Origin of the sequence: Rhodococcus sp. As11 (genome assembly GCF_048957735.1) — a bacterium.
Taxonomy (GTDB): domain Bacteria; phylum Actinomycetota; class Actinomycetes; order Mycobacteriales; family Mycobacteriaceae; genus Rhodococcus; species Rhodococcus gordoniae.
On record NZ_JARDJE010000002.1, the window covers coordinates 162,333 to 183,548 of the forward strand.

Below are 21,216 nucleotides of genomic sequence, written 5' to 3' on the forward strand. Positions count from 1 at the left end.
CAGCAACACGGGTACCGGACGGCGGCACTGGTCACACGTCGTCCGGAACGGTCCTCACAGTCCGCGTTTCGATCCCGCCAGCTCGGTCACCGCCGGCTCGTCGCCCTGGATCTCCAACCGCACCTCGTCGCGGCCGAACGCGTGCAGCACGAGTTCGGACGGCTCGCCGCGCAGCACGACGGTGCGCGGTCCACGCTTGCGCACGGTGACCTTCTCCCCCGAGTCCGACCTCTCGAACACCACGGTGACGTCGCACCCGCCGTAGCTGTTGCGGCCGAGCATCCGCGCGATCCGCCAGAGCTGATCCTGGTCGTCCGTCGACAACGCTCGCGGTTCCCATCCGGGCTGCGCACGGCGCACGTCCTCGTGGTGCACGAACATCTCCGCCGCGTTGGCGACGGCATCGAGCAGGAACATCGGCGACCACTTCGGCGGACCGGAATCGACGTCGGCGAGCAGGTGCGCCCACTGCCGGTCGGTGGTGGAGCGCCGCACCTTCTCCGTGTGCCCCGCCAGGGCGGGGACGACGATGCCGGGCATCGCGTCGACTCGGCGCTCGCGGACGAGCAGGTGCGCGGCGAGATCCCGGACCGTCCAGTCGCCGCAGAGCGTGGGCGCGTCGGGTCCGACCTCGGACATGGTGCGGACGAGGGCATGTCGTTCGCTGCGGGCGAGGCTCATTCCGCCACTCTAGCGATCGCTCCGGCCCTCGCCCATCGCGCGAGCCCGCGTGTCCTCCGGGCCCGCGCCGACCGTGTTCAGGAGACCGGAATCACCGTGGGCACGATCATCGGACGACGGCGATAGGTGTCGGCGACCCAGCGGCCGACGACGCGGCGGATGCCCTGAGCGATGCGGTGGGTCTCCGTGACCCCTTCGGCGGCGAGTTCGTTGAGCGCCTTGTCCACGAGCTGCGCCGCTTCGTTCAGAGCGGCCGGGTCGTCGGAGAAGCCGCGACCCGAGACCTCCGGAGTGCTCACCGCACGGCCGGTGGTGGCATCCACCGCGACGGAGATCGAGATGAAGCCGCCTTCGCCGAGCACGAGACGATCGGAGAGCGTGGACTCCCCCACGTCGCCCACCGACAGACCGTCGACGTAGACGTGACCGACCGGGACCCGCCCGACGATCTGCGCGAGCCCGTCGACCATGTCGACGACCACACCGTCCTCCGCGAGCACGATCCGCTCGCGGGGAACACCCGTGGCCTCGGCGAGGGCGGCGTTCGCCCGCAGGTGGCGCCATTCGCCGTGAACCGGCATCGCGTTGGTCGGGCGCACCGCGTTGTAGAGATAGAGCAGCTCGCCGGCCGAAGCGTGACCGGAGACGTGCACCTTCGCGTTCTGCTGGGTGACGACCTTCGCTCCGCGCTTGGCGAGACCGTTGACGACCGCGAACACGGAGTTCTCGTTGCCGGGGATCAGCGACGACGCGAGCACGACGAGGTCGTCGGCCCGGATGTTGATCTGCCGGTGCTCGCCTCGGGCCATCCGGGACAGCGCCGAGAGCGGTTCGCCCTGCGAACCGGTGGACACCAGCACGATGCGGTCGTCGGGAAGGCTCGCGGCGGTGTCGATGTCGACCTCGAGGCCGTCGGGCACGTTCAGATAGCCCAGATCCTGCGCGATCTGCATGTTGCGGACCATCGACCGGCCGACGAACGCCACGCGCCGGTTGTAACGCTCGGCGACGTCGATGATCTGCTGGATCCGGTGCACGTGGCTCGCGAAGGACGCGACGATCACCCGATTGGTGGCCTTGCCGATGACGGTGTCGAGCACTCCGCCGATCTCGCGCTCGGGTGTCACGAAACCGGGGACCTCGGCGTTCGTCGAGTCGACGAGGAACAGGTCGACACCCTCGTCGCCGAGGCGGGAGAAGCCCGCGAGATCGGTGAGGCGGTTGTCGAGCGGCAGCTGGTCGAGCTTGATGTCGCCGGTGTGCAGCACGACGCCCGCGGACGTGCGGATCGCGACGGCGATCGCGTCCGGGATGGAGTGGTTGACCGCGAAGTACTCGCACTCGAACGGTCCGTGCGAGGTGGTCTGCCCCTCGACGACCTCGACGAGGTTGGGACGCTGACGGTGTTCGCGGCACTTGGCGGCGACCAGCGCCAGGGTGAACTTCGAACCGACGACCGGGATGTCGGGCCGCAGACGCAGCAGGAACGGCACGGCACCGATGTGGTCCTCGTGGCCGTGGGTGAGGACGATCGCCTCGACGTCGTCCATCCGGTCCTCGATGTACCGGAAGTCGGGCAGGATCAGGTCGACGCCCGGCTGCTGGTCTTCGGGGAAGAGCACACCGCAGTCGACGATCAGGAGCCGTCCCCGGTGCTCGAACACCGTCATGTTGCGGCCGATCTCGCCGATACCGCCGAGCGCGACGACCCGCAGACCGTCGCGAGGGGCCTTGCGGGGCGTACCCAACCGCTCGGTGGGATCGGCGATGCGTGCATCGGGTCGCTGGGGGGTGGCGGAGTTCTGCACCACCCGGCGCGGGGCGCGGGAGGGCGGACCGGCATTGCGGGTGGCGCGGCCGCGGCCACGATCGGGGCGGCTCATCACAGCACCCCCGCAGCCTGGAGATCCGCCGCGAGAGCGTCGATCTGCGCAGTCACCGGAGCGACCTGCGGCAGACGAGGCTCTCCGACATCGATGCCGAGAAGTCGCAAACCCGCCTTCGAGGCACTCACCCCTCCCAGTCGCGCGACGGCCCGGTAGATGGGGACCATCGACAAATTGATACGGCGCGCGAGTTCGAGATCACCGGCCTCGAAGGCGGTGTGCAACTCGCGGAGGCGACCGGGCACGAGATGGCCGATCACGCTGACGAATCCGACGGCACCGACGGACAGCCACGGCAGGTTCAGCGGGTCGTCGCCCGAGTAGAACTTCAGGTCGGTGGTGCCGATCAGTTCGGCACCCGCGTTCAGGTCGCCCTTGGCGTCCTTGACCGCGACGATCCGCGGGTGCTCGGCGAGCAGACGCAGCGTATCGGTCTCGATCGGCACGACGGATCGCGGTGGAATGTCGTAGAGCATGACCGGCAGATCGGTCGCGTCGGCCACCGCGACGAAGTGAGCGTAGAGACCGGCCTGCGGGGGACGCGAATAGTACGGGGTCACCACGAGCAGTCCGTGTGCACCGGCCCGCGCGGCGTCGCGGGCGAGTTCGGCACTGTGGGCGGTGTCGTTGCTGCCGGCGCCGGCGATGATCTTGGCGCGGTCGCCGACGGATGCGAGCACGGCCCGCATCAACTCGATCTTCTCGTTCTCGGTCGTCGTGGGCGATTCGCCGGTCGTACCGGCGAGAACCAGTGCGTCGCAGCCACCGTCGACGAGGTAGTTCGCCAGACGCACGCCCGCATCCACGTCGAGCTTGCCATCGGCAGTGAACGGGGTCACCATCGCTGTGGCGACGGTGCCGAACGGAAGCTCGACAGCAGTTGCGGAATCACCGTTGGTCATGGTCAGAAGGCTACCGCGTGGCAGTGCCGCCTCGACACACGCCCGCCCCTCGAAGACGGATCGGAGATCGGTGACCTGGTCGATCGGAGATCGGTGACCTGGTCGGTCGGAGATCGGTGACCTGGTCGATCAGAGATCGGTCGCGAGCGTGGGGGCAGCGATCTCGCTGCCGTCGGGCAACTTCGTGATCGTGAAGTCCGAGAACGCGTTCGGCGCGGCCTCCGCGAGCTGCCGTACACATTCGACGGCGAGACGCCGGATCTCGACGTCCGCGTGTTCGGTCGCCCGCATGGCCACGAAATGTCGCCACGAGCGGTAGTTGCCGGTGACCACGATCCGGGTCTCGGTGGCGTTGGGGAGCACCGCCCGTGCGGCCTCCCGAACCTGCTTGGCACGCAGCGGCCCGGCAGGGAGATGCGCCAGCTTCTCGTCGAGCGCCGCCAGCAGTGCCACATAGGCCCCCCGGCTGCGTTCCGCGGCGGCGAAGAACAGCTCCTCGAGTTCGGCATCACCCGCGATCGCCGGCGGAACCACCACCGGCACGTCGCCGTCGGCGACGAAACGCTGGGACAGCTGCGAGAACGAGAAATGCCGGTGACGGATCAATTCGTGCGTGCACGAGCGCGAGATGCCGGTGATGTAGAAGGTCGCGGTGGCGTGCTCGAGAACGGACAGATGCCCGACGGTGAGCAGGTGGCGGAGGTATCCGGCGTTCGTCGCGGTGCGGGGGTTGGGTTTCGACCAGCTCTGGTAACAGGCGCGACCGGCGAACTCGATCAATGCTTCGCCGCCCTCGGCGTCGGTCTCCCAGGCGACATCGTCGGGGAGATGGAACTCCGTCGTGGCGATGAGCCGGACCTTCGGATCGGCGGATTCGGGCGCCATCGTCTCCTCCTCGCCTCTGCCGTTGCGCCCTCCGGGACGCACGGTTTCCTTCCGTCCGCACAGTAACGCTCCTCGACCTGCACCGATCGATGACGTCACCATGACACCTTGCCTGGCGCCACCGATGACGCCACACTGGCGTCATGGATATCGACAAGTACACGTCCGCCATCACCGACTCCGTGATCGCGGCGGCCGAACTCGGCGACGAACAGACCCGGCGTACCGCCGCGGCCCTGGCGACGGCCATCGCCGCTCCTGTCCGGCTCGCGGTCCTGGCCGCCCTGTCCGACATGGCCAACGAGGTCAGCGACGAACTCGGCGACCGCACGGTCACCGTGCGTCTCGACGGCACCGACGCGGTCCTCGCCGTCCACAGCGAACCCGCTGCCCCGCACGAGGATCCGACGCCGTCCTTCGAGGAGATGACGGGCGACATCAGCCGGGTGACGCTGCGCCTCGTCGAGCAGATCAAGACCAAGGCGGAGGAAGCGGCCCAGCAGAGCGGCCTGTCGCTCAACTCCTGGATGGCACAGGCCGTGCAGGGCGCGCTCCGGGAGCAGATGCGCTACCAACGCCGGGCCGACGAATGGCGCCGCCGGGGCGGCTGGGCCGAGCCCACGCCGCCCGCACCCAGCGAGCAGCAGCCGCCCGAGCGCCACGACACCACCGGACCGGACGACACCGCCGGCCGCGACGACACGGGTCCTCGCGCCGACACGTGAGGCAACTCACCGCGCGATAGAGTGCCGACGCACACACATCGGGCGACGCGGAGGGCGCATGACGGTCAGCAGCACCAGGAGTTTCGACATCGACGCACACCCCGAGCAGGTGATGGCCGCACTCGCCGCGGTCGAACGCCTGCCCGAGTGGTCGTCGACCCACAAGTCCGTCACCGTCGAGTCCACCCACCCCGACGGACGGCCGCACCGCGTGCGGATGACGGTCTCGATCGTCGGCATCACCGACGAGCAGGTCGTCGAGTACTCGTGGAACGGGGACGAGTCGATGGCGTGGACGCTGGTGGAGAGCAGCCAGCAGCGGCAGCAGGACGGCGCCTACACCCTTGCCGCCACGGGATCCGGCACGGCGGTCGACTTCTCGCTGACCATCGACCCGAAGATCCCCGTCCCCGGCTTCCTCGTCCGGCGCGCCGAGAAGATGGCCCTCGAGACCGCCGGAAAGGGACTGAAGTCGTTCACGGAAAAGAACTTCCGCTGATCGCGGGGTGAAGGATGTCCGCTGATCGCGGGCGATCGATTCAGATCTCACCGGCTGCGGTCGCCGCGACGACGGCGCCGAGCTCGTAACACTGTTCGCGCACCTTCGCGTCGACCGGCCCGGTGATCTCGAGGTCGGCGGCGGCCTGCACGAGGCCCAGCCCGGTGGTCAGGCGGCGAACCGACGCCACCGCCCCGGCAATGTCGTTGTTCCCGTGCACCCACAGCCCGTAGGGGCGGCCGGCCACGGCGTCGAGACACGGGTAGTAGACGGTGTCGAAGAAGTGCTTGAGCGCACCCGACATGTAGCCGAAATTGGCAGGGGTGCCGAACAGGAAGCCGTCCGCAGCCAGCACATCGGGGACGGTGGCGCCCAGTGCGGGAACCACCCGGACGGTGACGCCCGCGATCTCCGGATCCCGAGCACCGGCCAGTACCGCTTCCAGGATCTCGCGGGTGGGCGGCGAGGGGGTGTGGTGCACCACCAGCACCGTGCGGGATCCGTCCCCGCGTCCCGTCTCGCCCGGTCCTGCCTGGTCGCCCGCAGCCTCGTCCGTCACATCAGCAGGTTGCTGCACCCGTGCGGGGTTGTCAAAGCCGCTCGCCGCTCAGGGAAGTCGACCGCAGCGTGCGGCTTCAGGAACCGCTGTGGCCGTCCCGTTCGAGCTTCTCGAGCGCGACGGCCCGACGCATGGTCTCACGCGCACGACTGCGGTCGCCCGCATAATCGTAGGCGCGCGCGAGCCGGTAGGAGCTGCGCCAATTGTCGGGGTCTGCTTCCCATTCCTGCTTCACGGTCGCGAACAGTTCGTCGGCGGCGTCCCGCTCGATCCGGCCCGACGGCATGCGAGGCAGATCGTCGATGTCGAGTTCGAGCCCCTCGTCGTGGATCCGCTGCGCGAGGTGCTGATGTTGCAGGCCGGCTCGGATGGTCGCGTAGACGATCCAGGCACCGACGACGGGGAGGATGAGGATCCCGATTCCCAGCCCGACTCCCGCGAACTCGCCGGATCGGATCAGCTTCAGGCCCGTGGAGCCGAGCAGAACGAAGTAGAACCCCAGCGCCACCACGATGAACGCGATGGGCACGAGGACTTTCAGCAGGCCGGTTCTCACAGGTCGAGGAGAGGATCGATTCCGACGGTCAGTCCCGGCCGCCGACCGATCTCTCGCACGCCGAGCAGCACGCCGGGTGCGAAGGAGGACCGGTCGATCGAGTCGTGCCGGATGGTGAGGGTCTCGCCCTCGGTGCCGAGCAGCACCTCCTGGTGGGCGACGAGCCCGGCGAGACGCACGGAGTGCACTCGGACACCGTCGACGTCGGCGCCACGTGCGCCCTCGAGTTCGGTGGTGGTGGCGTCCGGACTCGACGCCACCCCCGCCTCGGCGCGTGCCTGTGCGATCAGTCGAGCGGTGCGGAAAGCCGTGCCGGACGGAGCATCGGCCTTGTTCGGATGGTGCAGCTCGATCACCTCGACCGAATCGAAGAACCGGGCCGCGGCCTGGGCGAAGCGCATCGACAGCACGGCACCGATCGCGAAGTTCGGTGCGATGAGCACGCCCACCTCGGGGCGGTCGGCGAGCCAGCTCCGCACGCGATCCAGCCGCTCGTCGTCGAAGCCGGTGGTGCCGACCACGGCGTGGATGCCGTTCTCGACGAGGAAGTGCAGGTTGTCCATGACGACGTCGGGATGGGTGAAGTCGACGACCACCTGGGTCTGCGAGCTCACGAAGGCGTCGAGTCCGTCGCCCTTGTCGACGGTGGCGACGAGCTCGAGATCGGGCGCGGCGTCGACAGCGGCGCAGATCGCCTGACCGACCTTGCCGGCAGCACCGAGTACACCCACCCGAACCGTTGTTGCATCCACTTGCGTCGTCACGCCCTTTCGTTGCCGTCTCCCCGGAAATCCTACGCAATCACCTGCGGATGTCCCGAGCGGGTCGCGTGCCGTCCACCGCTGCACACGGGCGTCCTACTGCCGGGCGCAGAGAGCGTCCAGCCAGAGACCGACCGTCGAACGGATCTCGTCGACCCGCACCGTCACCGAACCCGAGGACGCGTGGGCGCGTGTGCCGTGGGTGCGGTCGAACAGCACTCCTTCGAGCAGGGTCACCAGATCCCGCGCCGCCGTGTCGGGGTGGGACGCACCGAGGTCCCGCATGAGTCCGGTCGCGGCGGGGACGGAGAACATGCAGCCCGCCAGCGCCTCGGCCGTGCCGGGTTCGAGCTGCGCGTCGGTCGCGAGCGCGTAGCGGGCGAGCACGTCGGTCCGCCGCGCGGTGAGCAGTCGTTCGAGGTAGTTCGCGATCAGGTCGGCGGGTCCGCGCGACTCGTCGCCGGGCGGCGCGGGGAACAGTGCGGCGAAATCGGCGCGCGACCGTTCGGTGAGACGGGCGATCGCAGCCGCGACGAGGGCGTGGCGGGTGCGGAAGTAGTAGGAGGTCGAGCCCTTCGCCAGGCCGAGATGCATGTCGATGCCCGTGTGCGTCACCGCGTGGTTGCCACCGCGGGCGGCCAGTTCGAGGGCGGCGTCACTGATGGCCGTGCGCCGGGACGGGCGTTCGCGAGAGATCGTCACTCTACGATGATAGAGTCGGGTTCGTGAGGTTGCGACGCCGCAGTGACCCCGTCATCTCGAACCCGGTCTCCCGAACCGTGTTCGACGACGCCGCGCGCAGCCGGGGATTCGTGCTCGACTCCGCGCAATACGACGCCGTCGAGCAGCTGTGCCATCCCGGTTGCCCGAACGTCTACCTGTGGGGGCCGCCCGGGCGCGGCAAGAGCTGGCTCGCCGACGTGTACTTCTCGGCGTTCCCCGGACGGAACAAACTGCGCATGCATTTCCACGAGTTCTTCCGCGACCTGCACATCGAACTCCGGCGGCACCACTTCGATCTCGGAGCCGCCCTCGATCGTCTGACCGGCCACGCCGAACTCGTCTGCTTCGACGAGTTCCACGTCCACGACCCTGCGGACGGCACGTTCGTCGCCCGGTTGCTCCCCGCGCTGCTCGCTCGTCGCACGCGTCTCGTCCTGACATCGAACTATCCGCCTCACGAGCTGCTCCCCAACCCCCTCTTCCACGACACCTTCCTCCCGACGATCGAACTCGTCGAGCGCTCCACGACGGTGGTCGCCCTGGACGGCCCGCGCGATCACCGGCTCGATTCCGACCACGTGCGGGGGTTCGCGTCGGGGATCTGGACGACGGGCACGTCCGACCGGCAGTTACGACTTCTGGGGCTCACCCGGCCCATACCGGCCGAACAACGGGTCCTGCACCCGGCGGGTCGCCCGCTGCGTGCGATGCGGGCCGACGAGGACTGTCTCTGGTTCGATTTCGGCGATCTCTGCGGGCACACCACGGCACCGGCCGACTATCTGGCGCTCGCGGCGGAGCACCTGTTCTGGGTCGTCGACGGGATCCCGGACCTGACGGCCGCGGGTCGGGAACCTGCCCAGCGGTTCGCCAATCTGGTCGACGTGCTCCACGACCGCGACGTGCGGGTCGTGTTCGTCTCGGAGGTCGCGGTGCCGGAACTCACCATCCCGGCGGGACCCGTCTCGCACGACATCGGACGCCTGCGGAGCCGACTGGCTCAGCTGAGGACGATTCAGGACACGAGGTCGCGGACCGATGCGGGGAGATCGCGAGGCCTACGGTAGGGCCCGGCGACGGCGACCGCGAACGGCCGGTGCAGCAGGTCGGCTGCCACGCTGCGCACCTCCTCGGTCGACACCGACGAAATGCGTTCGAGGGTCTCGGTGATGCTCCAGTGCTGTCCGTAGCTCAGCTCGCTGCGGCCGATCCGGTGCATACGCGCGCCGGTGTCCTCGAGTCCGAGAACGAGACCGCCACGCAGCGATCCCTTGGCGCGAGCACATTCCGCGTCGGTGATGCCGTGCTCGGCCACGTCGGTGAGCACCTCCCGGACCACGGCGGCGACCTCTCCGAGATTGTCGGGCTGGCAGCCCGCGTACACGGAGAAAGCACCGGTGTCGGCGAAGGTGTCGGTTCCGGAGTACACCGAGTAGGCCAGACCCCGCTTCTCGCGCACCTCTTGGAACAGGCGCGAACTCAGACCGCCGCCGACTGCGGCGTTGAGCACCGACAGCGCCCAGCGGCGGCCGTCGTGCCGACCGAACGACCGCACACCGAGCGTGAGATGCGCCTGTTCGTTGTCGCGTTCGACGATGCTCGTCGTCGGGGTGGTCCGCAGTTCGAGTCGTCCGTTCCGGCAGGGCGCGGGTGCGGCCGCCTCGTCCAGGTGCCCGGCGAAGGCGCGGCGCACCAGTTCGACCGTGTGCGCGTGGTCGACGTTGCCGGCCACCGCGACCACCATCCGCGGCGGCGTGTAGCGGCGGACGTGGAACGAATGCAGTTGTGTCCGGGTCATGGACTCGATCGACTCGACGGAACCGATGATCGGCCGGCCGATGGGATGGTCGCCGTACAGCGCGGTGAGCAGCGAGTCGCCGAGCAGGTCTTCGGGATCGTCGTCGCGCATCGCGATCTCTTCGAGCACCACCTGACGTTCCACGTCGACGTCCGCACTCAGGCACCGGCCGCGCAGGACGACGTCGGCGACGATGTCGACGGCGATCGGCAGGTCGTCGTCGAGCACGTGTGCGTAGAAGCAGGTGTGTTCCTTGCTGGTGAACGCGTTGAGCTCACCGCCGAGCCCGTCCATCGTCTCGGCGATGTCGAGGGCGGTGCGCGTCGGTGTCGCCTTGAACAACAGGTGTTCGAGGAAGTGTGCGGCACCGGCGACCGACGGCTGTTCGTCGCGGGATCCGACACCGACCCACACACCGACCGCCGCGGAGCGCACTCCCGGAACGTGCTCGGTGACGACCCGCACTCCCCCGGGCAGGACCGAGCGCCGGACGCCGGTGTCCGCGACGGGCGCGGGGGTCGAAGCGTCGTTCTTCACGTGGGAACTGGAAGCCATGGGGATCTTCGATGGTCCTGACAGGTGGGAGGGCGCGGAACATTTCACAGTACACCGGAGCCCTCCCTCGGCAGCGGGCGCTCACTCACCACCCACGTCGTTGCGGTTGTGAACCCACGAGTCGGCCGGGGCGCGCCTCCTCCCGGCTGCGGTAGACGATGTACGGCCGGAACAGGTACCCGATCGGCGCGCTGAACGCGTGCACGAGACGCGTGAACGGCCAGATGGCGAACAGAACGAGACCGATCAGGGCGTGCAACCGAAAGCTGAAGGGTGCCTCCACCATCAGATCCCCGCGGGGCTGCAGCACCCAGATCGACCGGAACCACGGCGAGACGGTCTCCCGGTAGTTGTGCTCTTCGCCGACGACACCCGATCCCATCAGGGTGGTCGCGAGACCCGCGACGATCGCGGCGACCAGCACGACGTACATGAACTTGTCGTTCAGTGTCGTGGCGCTGAAGACGGGCCCGCGGGTGCGGCGGCGGTACACGAGCAGGGTGATCCCCACGAGCGTCGAGACGCCGGCGATGGTGCCGAGCAGGATCGCCTGGACGTGGTAGGCATGCTGACTCAACCCCACTGCGGCGGTCCACGACTGAGGAATCACCAGGCCGATGACGTGCCCGACGATCACGACCAGGATCCCGAAATGGAACATCGGGCTCGCGATGCGCAGCAACCGCGCCTCGTACAACTGGGACGAACGCGTGGTCCATCCGAACTTGTCGTATCGGTACCGCCACCAGGTGCCCACCACGACGACGGCCAGTGTCACATAGGGCACGACGTCCCAGAAGATCTCTCCTGCGGTCATGATTGCGAGGTTCCTTTCGGTGGCATCCGGCCGGTCCGGGGTGGCACCGTCAGCGTGAACGGCTGGAGACCGATCGATTCGCGGGGCGGTCCCGCCTGCGCGAGGCGCCGGGCCCGTTCCTCCTCCTGGTCGGTCGCCGGTGGGAGGGTTGCACAGACCGCCGCGACGACCTGCGCGTACGGGGAGCGCGCGTCGCGCAGGGAGGCATGCAGCACGTCCAACGCCGGCCGATAGCGGGTGAGGAGTTCCTCCCCGGAGGCGGGATCGACGTTCGCGGTGAACTCGAGGACCACCGGGAGATGGTCGGGTGACTCGTGCGCAGGAGGCACGACACCCGCGGCACGATAGACACTCGCGAAGGCGTGCATCTCGGCTCCGCGGTTGCGCGTGTCCCCCGATGTCCAATAGGTCAGGTACATCGTCGACCGCCGCCGCAGGTCGAAGGTCTCGACGTACTGCTGTGCCGTGGAGAGAAGGTCTTTCGCGCCCAGTTCACGAGCGGCCGTACCCAGCATGTCCTTTTCGGGCCCGGTCATGTGCTCGAGAAACTGGTCGACCGTACCGAGCCGTTCGCGGTGCCCCTCGTCGGGATAGGCGAGCAGCAGGGACGCGGACTGACGGACGAGACGGTGGTGCAGGGCGCGATCGGGGGCCGCGCGTCGTGAACGCAGCAGTCTCATCGTCGGTCTCCGTCCCCGTCACGTCCCCCCGGGAACATGCCGGTCGGCACGCCTTTACCGTCCCAGTTGAGCAGGTTCACCCGCGAGGGATTCGCCGCGTTCGCCCCCAGGCCTTCGCTGGTCTGCCGCTGAGCGAGAGCGTGGAAGTTTTCGACCGCCACCGGGACGGGGGCACCACTGGCCTCACCGAACGGTCCGGAGTTGTACATTCCGGGTCCACCCTCGTAGGACAGCGCGCAGTCCGTCGCGGTCTCCTCCAGCCGATGACCTTCGACCGCGTACGCGGTCGGGATGACGTACCGCTCGTCGTACTTGGCGAGCGCGAGGAGCCGGTACATCGCGTAGATCTGCTCTTCGCTCATGCCCACGGATTCGGGGATCTCGGGACGGGTCTCGCGTCCCAGATTGATGTCGCGCATGTACGAGCGCATCGCGGCGAGCCGGCGCAACACGGCCTCGACGACACCGGTGTCTCCGGCCGTGAACAGTTCCGCGAGGTACGCGACAGGGATACGCAGTGCGTCCAGGGCGCCGAAGAGATTGCCGATGTCCTCGCCGTCGTGCCCCTCGCGGCTGACGGCGTCGACGACGGGCGAGAGCGGTGGCACGTACCAGACCATGGGCATCGTCCGATATTCCGGATGCAGGGGCAACGCCACCCGGTAGGTGCTGATGAGGTCGTAGACGGGTGAACGCTGGGCGGCCTCGATCCACTCGTCGGAGATGCCTTCGGCGCGGGCACCGGCGATCACCTCGGGATCCTTCGGATCGAGCAGCACATTGCGCTGCGCTCCGTACAGGTCGGTGTCGTTCTCCACCGAGGCAGCTTCGAGGACGCGATCGACGTCGTAGAGGACGAGACCGATGTACCTGAGCCGGCCGACACACGTCTCCGAACACACCGTCGGCAATCCGACCTCGACCCGCGGATAGCAGAAGGTGCACTTCTCGGCCTTGCCGGTCTTGTGGTTGAAATACACCTTCTTGTACGGACATCCGGACACACACATCCGCCAGCCGCGGCACCGGTCCTGATCGACGAGCACGATCCCGTCCTCCGTCCGCTTGTACATCGCGCCGGAGGGGCACGACGCCACACACGACGGGTTCAGGCAGTGCTCGCAGATCCGCGGCAGGTAGAACATGAAGGTCTGCTCGAACTCGAGTTTCACCTGTTCGCCGACCTTCTTCAGGATCGGGTCGTCGGGCACGATCGCCGGAGAACCACCGAGGTTGTCGTCCCAATTCGCCGACCACTCCACCTTCATGGGCTCGCCGGAGATCAGACTGCGCGGCGTCGCCACCGGGATGTGGTCGCCGAGCGGGGCATCGGTGAGGTTGTCGTAGTCGTAGGTCCACGGTTGGTAGTAGTCGTCGATCGACGGCATCTTCGGATTCGAGAAGATACGGGCGAGTTTCGCGAAGCGTCCGCCGTCGCGGAGACGTACGCGGCCCCTGGAGTCCCGGATCCACCCGCCCCGCCAGCGTTCCTGGTCTTCGTACGTCCGCGGATATCCTTGCCCCGGGCGCGTTTCGACGTTGTTGAACCATACGTACTCGGTGCCCGACCTGTTGGTCCACGCCTGTTTACAGGTCACCGAACAGGTATGGCATCCGATGCACTTGTCGAGGTTCATCACCATCGCCAGCTGTGCCATGACCTTCACGACCGCCTCGCTTCCTGCGCTCCGCCTCGTCCGGCCGCTCGTTCCGTGCGCATCAGTAGACGACCTCCTGCGATCTGCGCCGCACGATCGTCACCTCGTCGCGCTGGTTACCCGTGGGGCCGAGATAGTTGAACGCGTACGCGGTCTGCGCGTATCCCCCGGCCAGGTGGCTGGGCTTGATGAGGATGCGCGTCAGCGAGTTGTGGATACCGCCGCGCGTACCGGTGGTCTCCGTCCGTGGCACGTCGATGACACGATCCTGCGCGTGATAGACGAAGACGACGCCCTCGGGCATGCGGTGCGAGACGATCGCCCGGCACACGATGACACCGTTGCGGTTGACCGACTCCACCCAGTCGTTGTCGTTCACCGAGATCTTCGCGGCGTCGGCCGGTGACATCCACATGGTCGGTCCGCCCCGGGACAGCGACAGCATGAACAGGTTGTCCTGGTACTCCGAGTGGATCGACCACTTCGAGTGCGGTGTCAGATAACGCACCGTGAGACCGATGCCGTCGCCCGTACCGACCCTCGGCTCTCCGAACAGCCGCGACATGTCGAGTGGAGGGCGGTAGACGGGGAGCTGCTCACCGAGTTCCTCCAGCCAGTCGTGGTCGAGGTAGAAGTGCATCCGGCCCGTCAACGTGCGGAAGGGCTCGAGCTCCTCGATGTTCACCGTGAACGGCGAGTACCTGCGCCCTCCCGTCTCACTCCCCGACCATTCGGGGCTCGTGATGACGGGCACGGGACGGGCCTGGGTGTCGGCATAGGTGATTCGCCTTTCCTCGCTTCCCTCCGCCAGGTGCACGAGCCTTCGCCCGGTACGTTTCTCCAATTCGCGGAACCCCTGGACCGCCAATCTCCCGTTGGAGGTGCCGGACAGAGCGAGAATGGTGTCGGCCATACGCTCGGCGGTATCGATCGCCGGACGTCCCTGTCCGGCACCGGAATTCATGACACCGAACTTCTTCGCAAGTTCGGCGACCTCCCGATCCGGCCGGGTGGTCACGCCCTTGGTGTTGAGCCCGAGCGTCTCGACGAGCGGCCCGAGGGTGGCCCACTTCTCCGCGATCGCGCCGTAGTCGCGTTCGACGACCGTCAGCGGCCCCATCGTCTTCCCCGGAACCGGCACCTCGCCCGTCGACCGCCAGTCCCGCTCCGCGCCGGAGGGATACGCCATCGCTCCCGGGGTGTCGTGCTGCAGGGTTCCCATCACGATGTCGGTGCGGGTTCCGAGGTGCGTGCGCGCCAGACTGCTGAACACCTTCGCGATGGCGCCGAAGGCGTCGTAGTCCGAACGGGTCTCCCAGGGCGGGTCGACCGCCGCGGTGAAGGCGTGGATGTAGGGGTGCATGTCGGTGCTCGACAGATCACCCTTCTCGTACCAGGTGGCAGCGGGAAGCACGATGTCGGAGAACAACGTCGTCGACGTCATGCGGAAGTCGATCGACATGAGCAGGTCGAGTTTCCCGTCGGGGACGGCCTCTCTCCAGGTGACCTCACCCGGCCGCAGGTCCTCTGCCGCAGGGCCGGCCTGCACGTTCGCATCGGTGCCGAGCAGGTGCCGGAGGAAGTACTCGTTGCCCTTGCTGGACGAGCCGAGCAGATTCGACCGCCACACGCTGAGCACCCGGGGCCAGTTGCGCGGGTCGTCCGGGTCGGTCACCGCGAGTTTCAGGTTCCCTTCCGCGAGTTGCTGCGCGACGTATTCCGGGATGTCCCGGCCCGCCGCGCGCGCGTCATCGACGACGTCGTGGGTATTGCGGTCGAACTGGGGATAGAAGGGCGACCAGCCCATCGCCACCGCGGACGCCATGACATCCATCGTGTGCTTGTCGCGAAAACGCCCGCGTCCCAGCGGGCTCGACAGCGCGTCGGCGCGATATCCGTCGTAGCGCCATTGATCGGTGTGCACGTACCAGTAGGAGGTGCCGGCCATCTGCCGGGGCGGGCGGCTCCAGTCGGTCCCCATCGCCATCGCGGCCCATCCCGTGACCGGACGGCATTTCTCCTGGCCGACGTAGTGCGCCCACCCTCCTCCGTTGCGGCCCATGCAGCCGGTGAGCATGAGCAGCGCGAGCACTGCGCGATAGGTCGCGTCACCGTGGAACCACTGGCAGATGCCCGCGCCCATGATGATCATCGAACGCCCGCCCGATTCCTCGGCGTTGCGTGCGAACTCCTTCGCGATTCGGATCGCTTGGGCCGCAGAGACTCCGGTGATCGCTTCCTGCCATGCCGGGGTGTACGGGGAGGTCGCGTCGTCGTACCCGCTCGGCCACTGCCCGGGTAGAGCGAGTCCCGGACGGGTCACTCCGTACTGCGCGAGCATCAGATCGAAGACGGTGCAGACGAGATGGTCCCCGACCCGACGGACCGGTACGCCCCGTTCGATGCTCTCACCGTGGCCGTCGACGGTGTCGAAACTCGGCAGGTACACCGTGGCGGTCTCCCCCGCTCTCCCACCGGCGGGGGCGACCGTCAGTGTCGGGACGAGGTCGCCGAGTTCGAGATTCCACTTGCCGACACCGTCGTCGCCGTAGCGGAAGCCGAGCGAGCCCGGTGGCACGACGACCGTGTCGGTCGCCCCATCGAGGAGGATCGGTTTGAAGGCCGCGTTCTCGACGCTGTGCCCCAGGTCGGCAGCGGTGAGGTTCTTGCCCGGCACGAGCTTCCCGTCGCGTTCCTCGAGCCGCACGAGGAACGGCAGGTCGGTGTACCGGCGGACGTAGTCGACGAAGAACGGAACCCGCTGCTGCACATAGAATTCGTTCAGCAGCACATGTCCCATCGCCATCGCCAGGGCCCCATCGGTACCTGCTGCGCACGGCATCCACTCGTCGGCGAACTTGGTGTTGTCGGCGTAATCGGGGCTCACCGAGACGACCTTGGCACCCCGGTAGCGGACCTCCGTCATCCAGTGTGCGTCCGGCGTGCGGGTGACCGGCACGTTCGAGCCCCACATCATCAGGTAGGAGGCGTCCCACCAGTCCCCCGATTCCGGCACGTCGGTCTGGTCGCCGAAGACCTGCGGCGACGCCACCGGCAGGTCTGCGTACCAGTCGTAGAACGAGGTCATCACGCCGCCGAGCAGTTCGATGAACCGCGAACCGGCAGCGAACGAGACCATCGACATGGCGGGGATCGGAGAGAAGCCGGCTACCCGGTCGGGGCCATACTCCTCGATGGTGTGGACGTGGGCCGCGGCGATCATCTCGGTGGCCTCGGCCCACGTGATCCTCACCAGCCCACCCTTACCGCGGGCACGCTGATAGCGCCGGCGGCGCTCGGGATCGCTCTGGATGTCGGCCCACGCGAGAACCGGATCGCCGAGCCGCTGTCTGGCCTCCCGGTACATCTCGACGAGCAGGCCCCGCGCGTACGGATACCGCACACGTGTCGGCGAGTAGGTGTACCAGGAGAATGCCGCGCCGCGCGGGCATCCCCGCGGTTCGTACTCCGGTCGGTCGGGACCCACTGTGGGATAATCGGTTTCCTGGGTCTCCCAGGTGATGATGCCGTCCTTGACGTAGATCTTCCACGAGCACGAGCCGGTGCAGTTCACCCCGTGGGTGGACCGGACGACCTTGTCGTGACTCCAGCGGTCCCGGTAGAAGATGTCGCCTTCGCGACCACCCCGCCGGGTGACGGTGCGTGTATCGGCGGACTGCTCGCCGGACGTGAAGAACCGTCCGCTGCGCACGAGCAGTTCCTCGATCCGGTTCCCGACTCCGGCGGTGTCCGTCACGGCTTCTCCTCACGTACCTCACGGTCGTCGCGGATCACGGAGCCTGCGGCCCGCGGGGGTGGTTCGTGGGCATGCAGGCGGAACGCGGTGTAGAGCAGGCACACCAGTGCGGTCGCGGCGAGCAGGAGCAGACCGACCGTGTAGTTGTTGTCCTCGGCGTTGTAGGTGGCGCCCATCACCAGAGGCGGGAAGTAGCCGCCCAGTCCTCCCGCCGCGGCCACGATGCCGGTGACGCTCCCCACCGCATGTGCGGGTGCCCGCCGGGCCACCCAGGCGAAGACGCCGCCGGTTCCGATGCCGAGGAAGATCGCCAGCGTAATGAAGGTGGCGGCCGACCACAGATCCGCCGGGGGCTTGAAGGTCGCGATCACGGCCATCACCGCGGTGCCGGCGAACGAGGTGAGCACGACGTATTTCGGGGGCACCCGATCCGACAGTGCTCCACCTACGGGCCGTGCGAGGACCGCGGCGACCGCGAAACCGGCGGTGCGTGTTCCGGCGTCGACGGTGGAGAAGTCGTAGATCGTCTTGATGTAGGTGGGCAGGTAGGTACCGAACGCCACGAACCCGCCGAATACGACGGCGTAGAGGAACGACATCTCCCAGGTGACACGGAGTTTCGCCGCGACGGCCAATTTCGGCAGGACCGGATCGGTGGTGGGGGTGAAACAGGGTGCGTTGCGCATCACGAGGATGCACACCACCGCCGTCACCGCGAGGGCCCCCGCGACGATCAGATGCGTGGGCACCAACCCGAACCAGTTCACGAAGCGAGGGGTGAAGAAGGCGGAGAGCGCGGTGCCGACCATGCCGGCGCCGAACACGCCGGTCGCGAAGCCCCGGCGGGCGGGTTCGTACCAGTTGTTGGCGAACGGGATACCGACGGCGAAGATGGTGCCCGCGATGCCGAGGAAGAACCCGCAGACGAGCAGGAGCGGAAACGATCCCGCTTCAGCGACGAACCCGACCGCGACGACGGGCACGATCGACAGCAGGGAGATGGCGATGAACATCGCCCGCCCGCCGTACCGGTCCGTCATCGCTCCCACCGCGATGCGGCCGAGGGAGCCGACGAGGATCGGCGTAGCCACCAGCATCGACGCTTCCGTGCTGCTGAGCGACATGTCGGTGGCGTAGGTCGTCGACAACGGCCCGATCATGTTCCAGGCCCAGAAGTTGATTGCGGACACCCAGGTCGCCAACGCCAGATTCGCGCCCTGCGCTCGTCCGAGACCTTCGGGAGTGGCGGTGCTCACACCTTCAGGAAACCATTCCTGCCGGTGCCCGGGACGCACTTTGGAAGATCCTCGCCTTCGCGACGTCCGGCCGTGACACCCGGTGGTCGCCGGGCCGGAAACGACGCACCCGTGGTGCCCGAACGAATGTCGGGCACCACGGGTGCGAGTTCAGGCGCCTACCGGAAACCGGCAGGCGGCCGGGTGAGAATCAGGACTCGGCGCCCTCGCCGGTCGCAGTGGCCTCGGCCGATTCGTCCTCGACGGGAACAAGGCTGATCTTGCCGCGGTTGTCGATGTCGGCGATCTCGACACGGATCTTCGATCCGACGTTCACGACATCCTCGACCTTGGCGATGCGCTTGCCGTTGCCCAGCTTGCTGATGTGCACCAGTCCGTCGCGGCCGGGGAGCAGGGACACGAACGCGCCGAACGCCGTGGTCTTGACCACGGTGCCGAGGAAGCGCTCGCCGACCTTCGGCAGCTGCGGGTTGGCGATGGCGTTGATCTTGTCGATCGCGGCCTGCGCGGACGGGCCGTCCGCCGCACCGACGTAGACGGTGCCGTCATCTTCGATGGAGATGTTGGCGCCGGTCTCCTCGGTGATCGAGTTGATCATCTTGCCCTTGGGGCCGATGACCTCACCGATCTTGTCCACCGGGACCTTGATGGTGGTGATGCGCGGAGCGAACTCGCTCATCTCGTCCGGGGCGTCGATGGCCTCGGCCATGACCTCGAGGATCGTGGCGCGGGCGTCGTGGGCCTGCGAGAGCGCACCGGCGAGCACCTGCGAGGGAATGCCGTCGAGCTTGGTGTCGAGCTGCAGGGCCGTGACGAAGTCCTTGGTACCGGCGACCTTGAAGTCCATGTCGCCGAAGGCGTCCTCCGCACCGAGGATGTCGGTGAGGGCGACGTACCGGGTCTCGCGGGAACCGTCCTCGAGCTCGATCTCGTCGGAGACCAGGCCCATCGCGATACCTGCGACGGGAGCCTTGAGCGGCACACCGGCGTTGAGCATCGACAGGGTCGAGGCACACACCGAACCCATGGAGGTCGAGCCGTTGGAGCTCAGGGCCTCGGACACCTGACGGATCGCGTAGGGGAACTCCTCCTGGCTCGGGAGCACCGGCATCAGGGCGCGCTCGGCGAGCGCGCCGTGGCCGATCTCACGACGCTTCGGGGAGCCCACACGACCGGTCTCACCGGTGGAGTACGGCGGGAAGTTGTAGTGGTGCATGTAGCGCTTGCTGGTCTCGGGGCCGAGCGAGTCGACCTGCTGCGCCATCTTCACCATGTCGAGAGTGGTCACACCCATGATCTGGGTCTCGCCACGCTCGAACAGCGCCGAACCGTGAGCACGCGGCACCACGGCGACCTCCGCCGAGAGCGCGCGGATGTCGGTGACACCGCGGCCGTCGATGCGGAACTGGTCGCGCAGGATGCGCTGACGCACGAGCTTCTTGGTGAGCGAGCGGAAGGCCGCGCCGATCTCCTTCTCGCGACCCTCGAAGTTCGGGGCGACCTGCTCGAGCACCTCGACCTTGATCTCGTCGGTGCGGTCGTCGCGGTCCTGCTTGCCGGCGATGGTGAGCGCCTCGGCGAGCTTCTCCGACGCTGCGGCCTCGACCGCGGCGTACACGTCGTCCTGGTAGGCCGGGAACAGCGGGAAATCGCCGGTCGGCTTCGCGGAGGCGGCGGCGAGCTGCTGCTGCGCGATGCACAGGCGGGCGATGAAGGGCTTGGCGGCCTCGAGGCCCTCGGCGACGATCGTCTCGGTCGGCGCCTGCGCACCACCGTCGACGAGCGCGATGACGTTCTCGGTCGCCTCGGCCTCGACCATCATGATCGCGACGTCGGCGGTGTCCGGGTCGTCGGCTCCGCCGACGATCCGGCCGGCGACGACCATGTCGAAGACGGCGTTCTCGAGCTGCTCGACGGTCGGGAACGCGACCCACTGGCCCGACTTGTTGTCGTCGGAGGTGATCAGCGCGACACGCACACCGCCGACGGGGCCGGAGAACGGCAGGCCCGCGAGCTGGGTGGACGCGGATGCGGCGTTGATGGCGACGACGTCGTAGAGGTCGTTCGGGTTCAGACTCAGAACCGTGACGACGACCTGGATCTCGTTGCGCAGTCCGTCGACGAAGGACGGGCGCAGCGGCCGGTCGATCAGACGGCAGGTGAGGATCGCGTCGGTGGAGGGGCGTCCCTCACGACGGAAGAACGAGCCGGGGATGCGACCCGCGGCGTACATGCGCTCTTCGACGTCGACCGTCAGCGGAAAGAAATCGAAATGCTCTTTGGGCTGCTTCGACGCACTGGTGGCGGAGAGCAGCATGGTCTCGTCGTCGAGATAGGCGACGACCGAACCGGCGGCCTGGCGAGCGAGGCGGCCGGTCTCGAAACGGATGGTGCGGGTGCCGAAGGCACCGTTGTCGAGCGTCGCGGTGGTCTCGTAGACCCCTTCGTCGATCTCGACTGCGGTAGTGCTTGTCATCTGTATGTCTTCTCTTCCCTCTTCGTCTTCGCCGTACCCACG

18 protein-coding genes are annotated in these 21,216 nt (G+C 67.8%); 3 read left to right on the plus strand and 15 right to left on the minus strand.

What is annotated here, in order from left to right:
- Window positions 1-54: 54 nt before the first annotated feature.
- The 4 genes from PV766_RS03175 to thyX form a co-directional block, all read right to left on the minus strand.
- Window positions 55-681, minus strand: coding sequence for a TIGR03085 family metal-binding protein (locus PV766_RS03175; protein ID WP_064065147.1), 627 nt, complete (start codon window positions 679-681; stop codon window positions 55-57).
- 77 nt (window positions 682-758) lie between these two features.
- Window positions 759-2,564 (minus strand): ribonuclease J, encoded by a 1,806-nt coding sequence (locus PV766_RS03180; protein ID WP_421096377.1) that lies wholly within the window; start codon window positions 2,562-2,564, stop codon window positions 759-761.
- Window positions 2,564-3,469, minus strand: coding sequence for a 4-hydroxy-tetrahydrodipicolinate synthase (gene dapA / locus PV766_RS03185; protein WP_064065145.1), 906 nt, complete (start codon window positions 3,467-3,469; stop codon window positions 2,564-2,566). The genes PV766_RS03180 and dapA overlap by 1 nt, the downstream gene beginning before the upstream one ends.
- A 129-nt stretch (window positions 3,470-3,598) precedes the next feature.
- Window positions 3,599-4,354 carry an FAD-dependent thymidylate synthase gene (gene thyX, locus PV766_RS03190; RefSeq protein ID WP_421096378.1) on the minus strand — a complete coding sequence of 252 codons (756 nt, stop codon included), beginning with the start codon at window positions 4,352-4,354 and terminating at the stop codon, window positions 3,599-3,601.
- 143 nt (window positions 4,355-4,497) lie between these two features.
- Here thyX and PV766_RS03195 point away from each other — a divergent pair, with 143 nt between their 5' ends.
- Both PV766_RS03195 and PV766_RS03200 read left to right on the plus strand, forming a co-directional pair.
- On the plus strand, window positions 4,498-5,079 hold the full coding sequence (locus PV766_RS03195) for a hypothetical protein (RefSeq protein WP_421096379.1): 582 nt from the start codon (window positions 4,498-4,500) through the stop codon (window positions 5,077-5,079).
- Between the two features lie 58 nt (window positions 5,080-5,137).
- A complete protein-coding gene (locus tag PV766_RS03200) occupies window positions 5,138-5,578 on the plus strand; it encodes an SRPBCC family protein (protein ID WP_129976626.1) in 441 nt (146 codons plus the stop codon).
- A 40-nt stretch (window positions 5,579-5,618) separates the two neighbouring features.
- Here PV766_RS03200 and PV766_RS03205 read toward each other — a convergent pair whose 3' ends face one another.
- From PV766_RS03205 to PV766_RS03220, 4 genes are all read right to left on the minus strand, one after another.
- Window positions 5,619-6,068, minus strand: a complete 450-nt coding sequence (locus PV766_RS03205; RefSeq protein ID WP_026003178.1) for a flavodoxin family protein — start codon at window positions 6,066-6,068, stop codon at window positions 5,619-5,621.
- 145 nt (window positions 6,069-6,213) lie between these two features.
- Complete coding sequence (locus tag PV766_RS03210) at window positions 6,214-6,693, minus strand: hypothetical protein (protein WP_064065141.1); 480 nt, start codon at window positions 6,691-6,693, stop codon at window positions 6,214-6,216.
- A complete protein-coding gene (gene dapB, locus PV766_RS03215; RefSeq protein ID WP_172506095.1) occupies window positions 6,690-7,445 on the minus strand; it encodes a 4-hydroxy-tetrahydrodipicolinate reductase in 756 nt (251 codons plus the stop codon). Before dapB ends, PV766_RS03210 begins: the two co-directional genes overlap by 4 nt.
- A 105-nt stretch (window positions 7,446-7,550) precedes the next feature.
- Window positions 7,551-8,156, minus strand: a complete 606-nt coding sequence (locus PV766_RS03220; protein ID WP_421096380.1) for a TetR/AcrR family transcriptional regulator — start codon at window positions 8,154-8,156, stop codon at window positions 7,551-7,553.
- 23 nt (window positions 8,157-8,179) lie between these two features.
- Between PV766_RS03220 and zapE the strand changes: the two genes are divergently transcribed.
- Window positions 8,180-9,244: a cell division protein ZapE gene (gene zapE / locus PV766_RS03225; protein WP_368500760.1), complete on the plus strand. Its 1,065-nt coding sequence runs from the start codon at window positions 8,180-8,182 to the stop codon at window positions 9,242-9,244.
- On the opposite strand, the gene PV766_RS03230 is transcribed toward zapE, so the two are convergent.
- From PV766_RS03230 to PV766_RS03260, 7 genes are all read right to left on the minus strand, one after another.
- The gene (locus PV766_RS03230; RefSeq protein WP_421096381.1) at window positions 9,193-10,530 is read right to left on the minus strand and encodes a M16 family metallopeptidase; all 1,338 of its coding nucleotides are present in this window, start codon (window positions 10,528-10,530) and stop codon (window positions 9,193-9,195) included. The two genes, zapE and PV766_RS03230, sit on opposite strands and share 52 nt — an antisense overlap.
- An 85-nt stretch (window positions 10,531-10,615) precedes the next feature.
- Window positions 10,616-11,347: a respiratory nitrate reductase subunit gamma gene (gene narI, locus PV766_RS03235; RefSeq protein ID WP_064065136.1), complete on the minus strand. Its 732-nt coding sequence runs from the start codon at window positions 11,345-11,347 to the stop codon at window positions 10,616-10,618.
- On the minus strand, window positions 11,344-12,027 hold the full coding sequence (gene narJ, locus PV766_RS03240) for a nitrate reductase molybdenum cofactor assembly chaperone (protein WP_064065135.1): 684 nt from the start codon (window positions 12,025-12,027) through the stop codon (window positions 11,344-11,346). Before narJ ends, narI begins: the two co-directional genes overlap by 4 nt.
- On the minus strand, window positions 12,024-13,694 hold the full coding sequence (narH, locus tag PV766_RS03245) for a nitrate reductase subunit beta (RefSeq protein ID WP_421096382.1): 1,671 nt from the start codon (window positions 13,692-13,694) through the stop codon (window positions 12,024-12,026). The genes narJ and narH overlap by 4 nt, the downstream gene beginning before the upstream one ends.
- Window positions 13,695-13,746: 52 nt before the next feature.
- On the minus strand, window positions 13,747-17,442 hold the full coding sequence (locus PV766_RS03250) for a nitrate reductase subunit alpha (protein ID WP_421096383.1): 3,696 nt from the start codon (window positions 17,440-17,442) through the stop codon (window positions 13,747-13,749).
- Window positions 17,439-18,698, minus strand: a complete 1,260-nt coding sequence (locus PV766_RS03255) for a nitrate/nitrite transporter (protein WP_129976618.1) — start codon at window positions 18,696-18,698, stop codon at window positions 17,439-17,441. Before PV766_RS03255 ends, PV766_RS03250 begins: the two co-directional genes overlap by 4 nt.
- Window positions 18,699-18,888: 190 nt before the next feature.
- Window positions 18,889-21,174: a polyribonucleotide nucleotidyltransferase gene (locus tag PV766_RS03260; RefSeq protein WP_064065131.1), complete on the minus strand. Its 2,286-nt coding sequence runs from the start codon at window positions 21,172-21,174 to the stop codon at window positions 18,889-18,891.
- Window positions 21,175-21,216 lie beyond the last annotated feature (42 nt).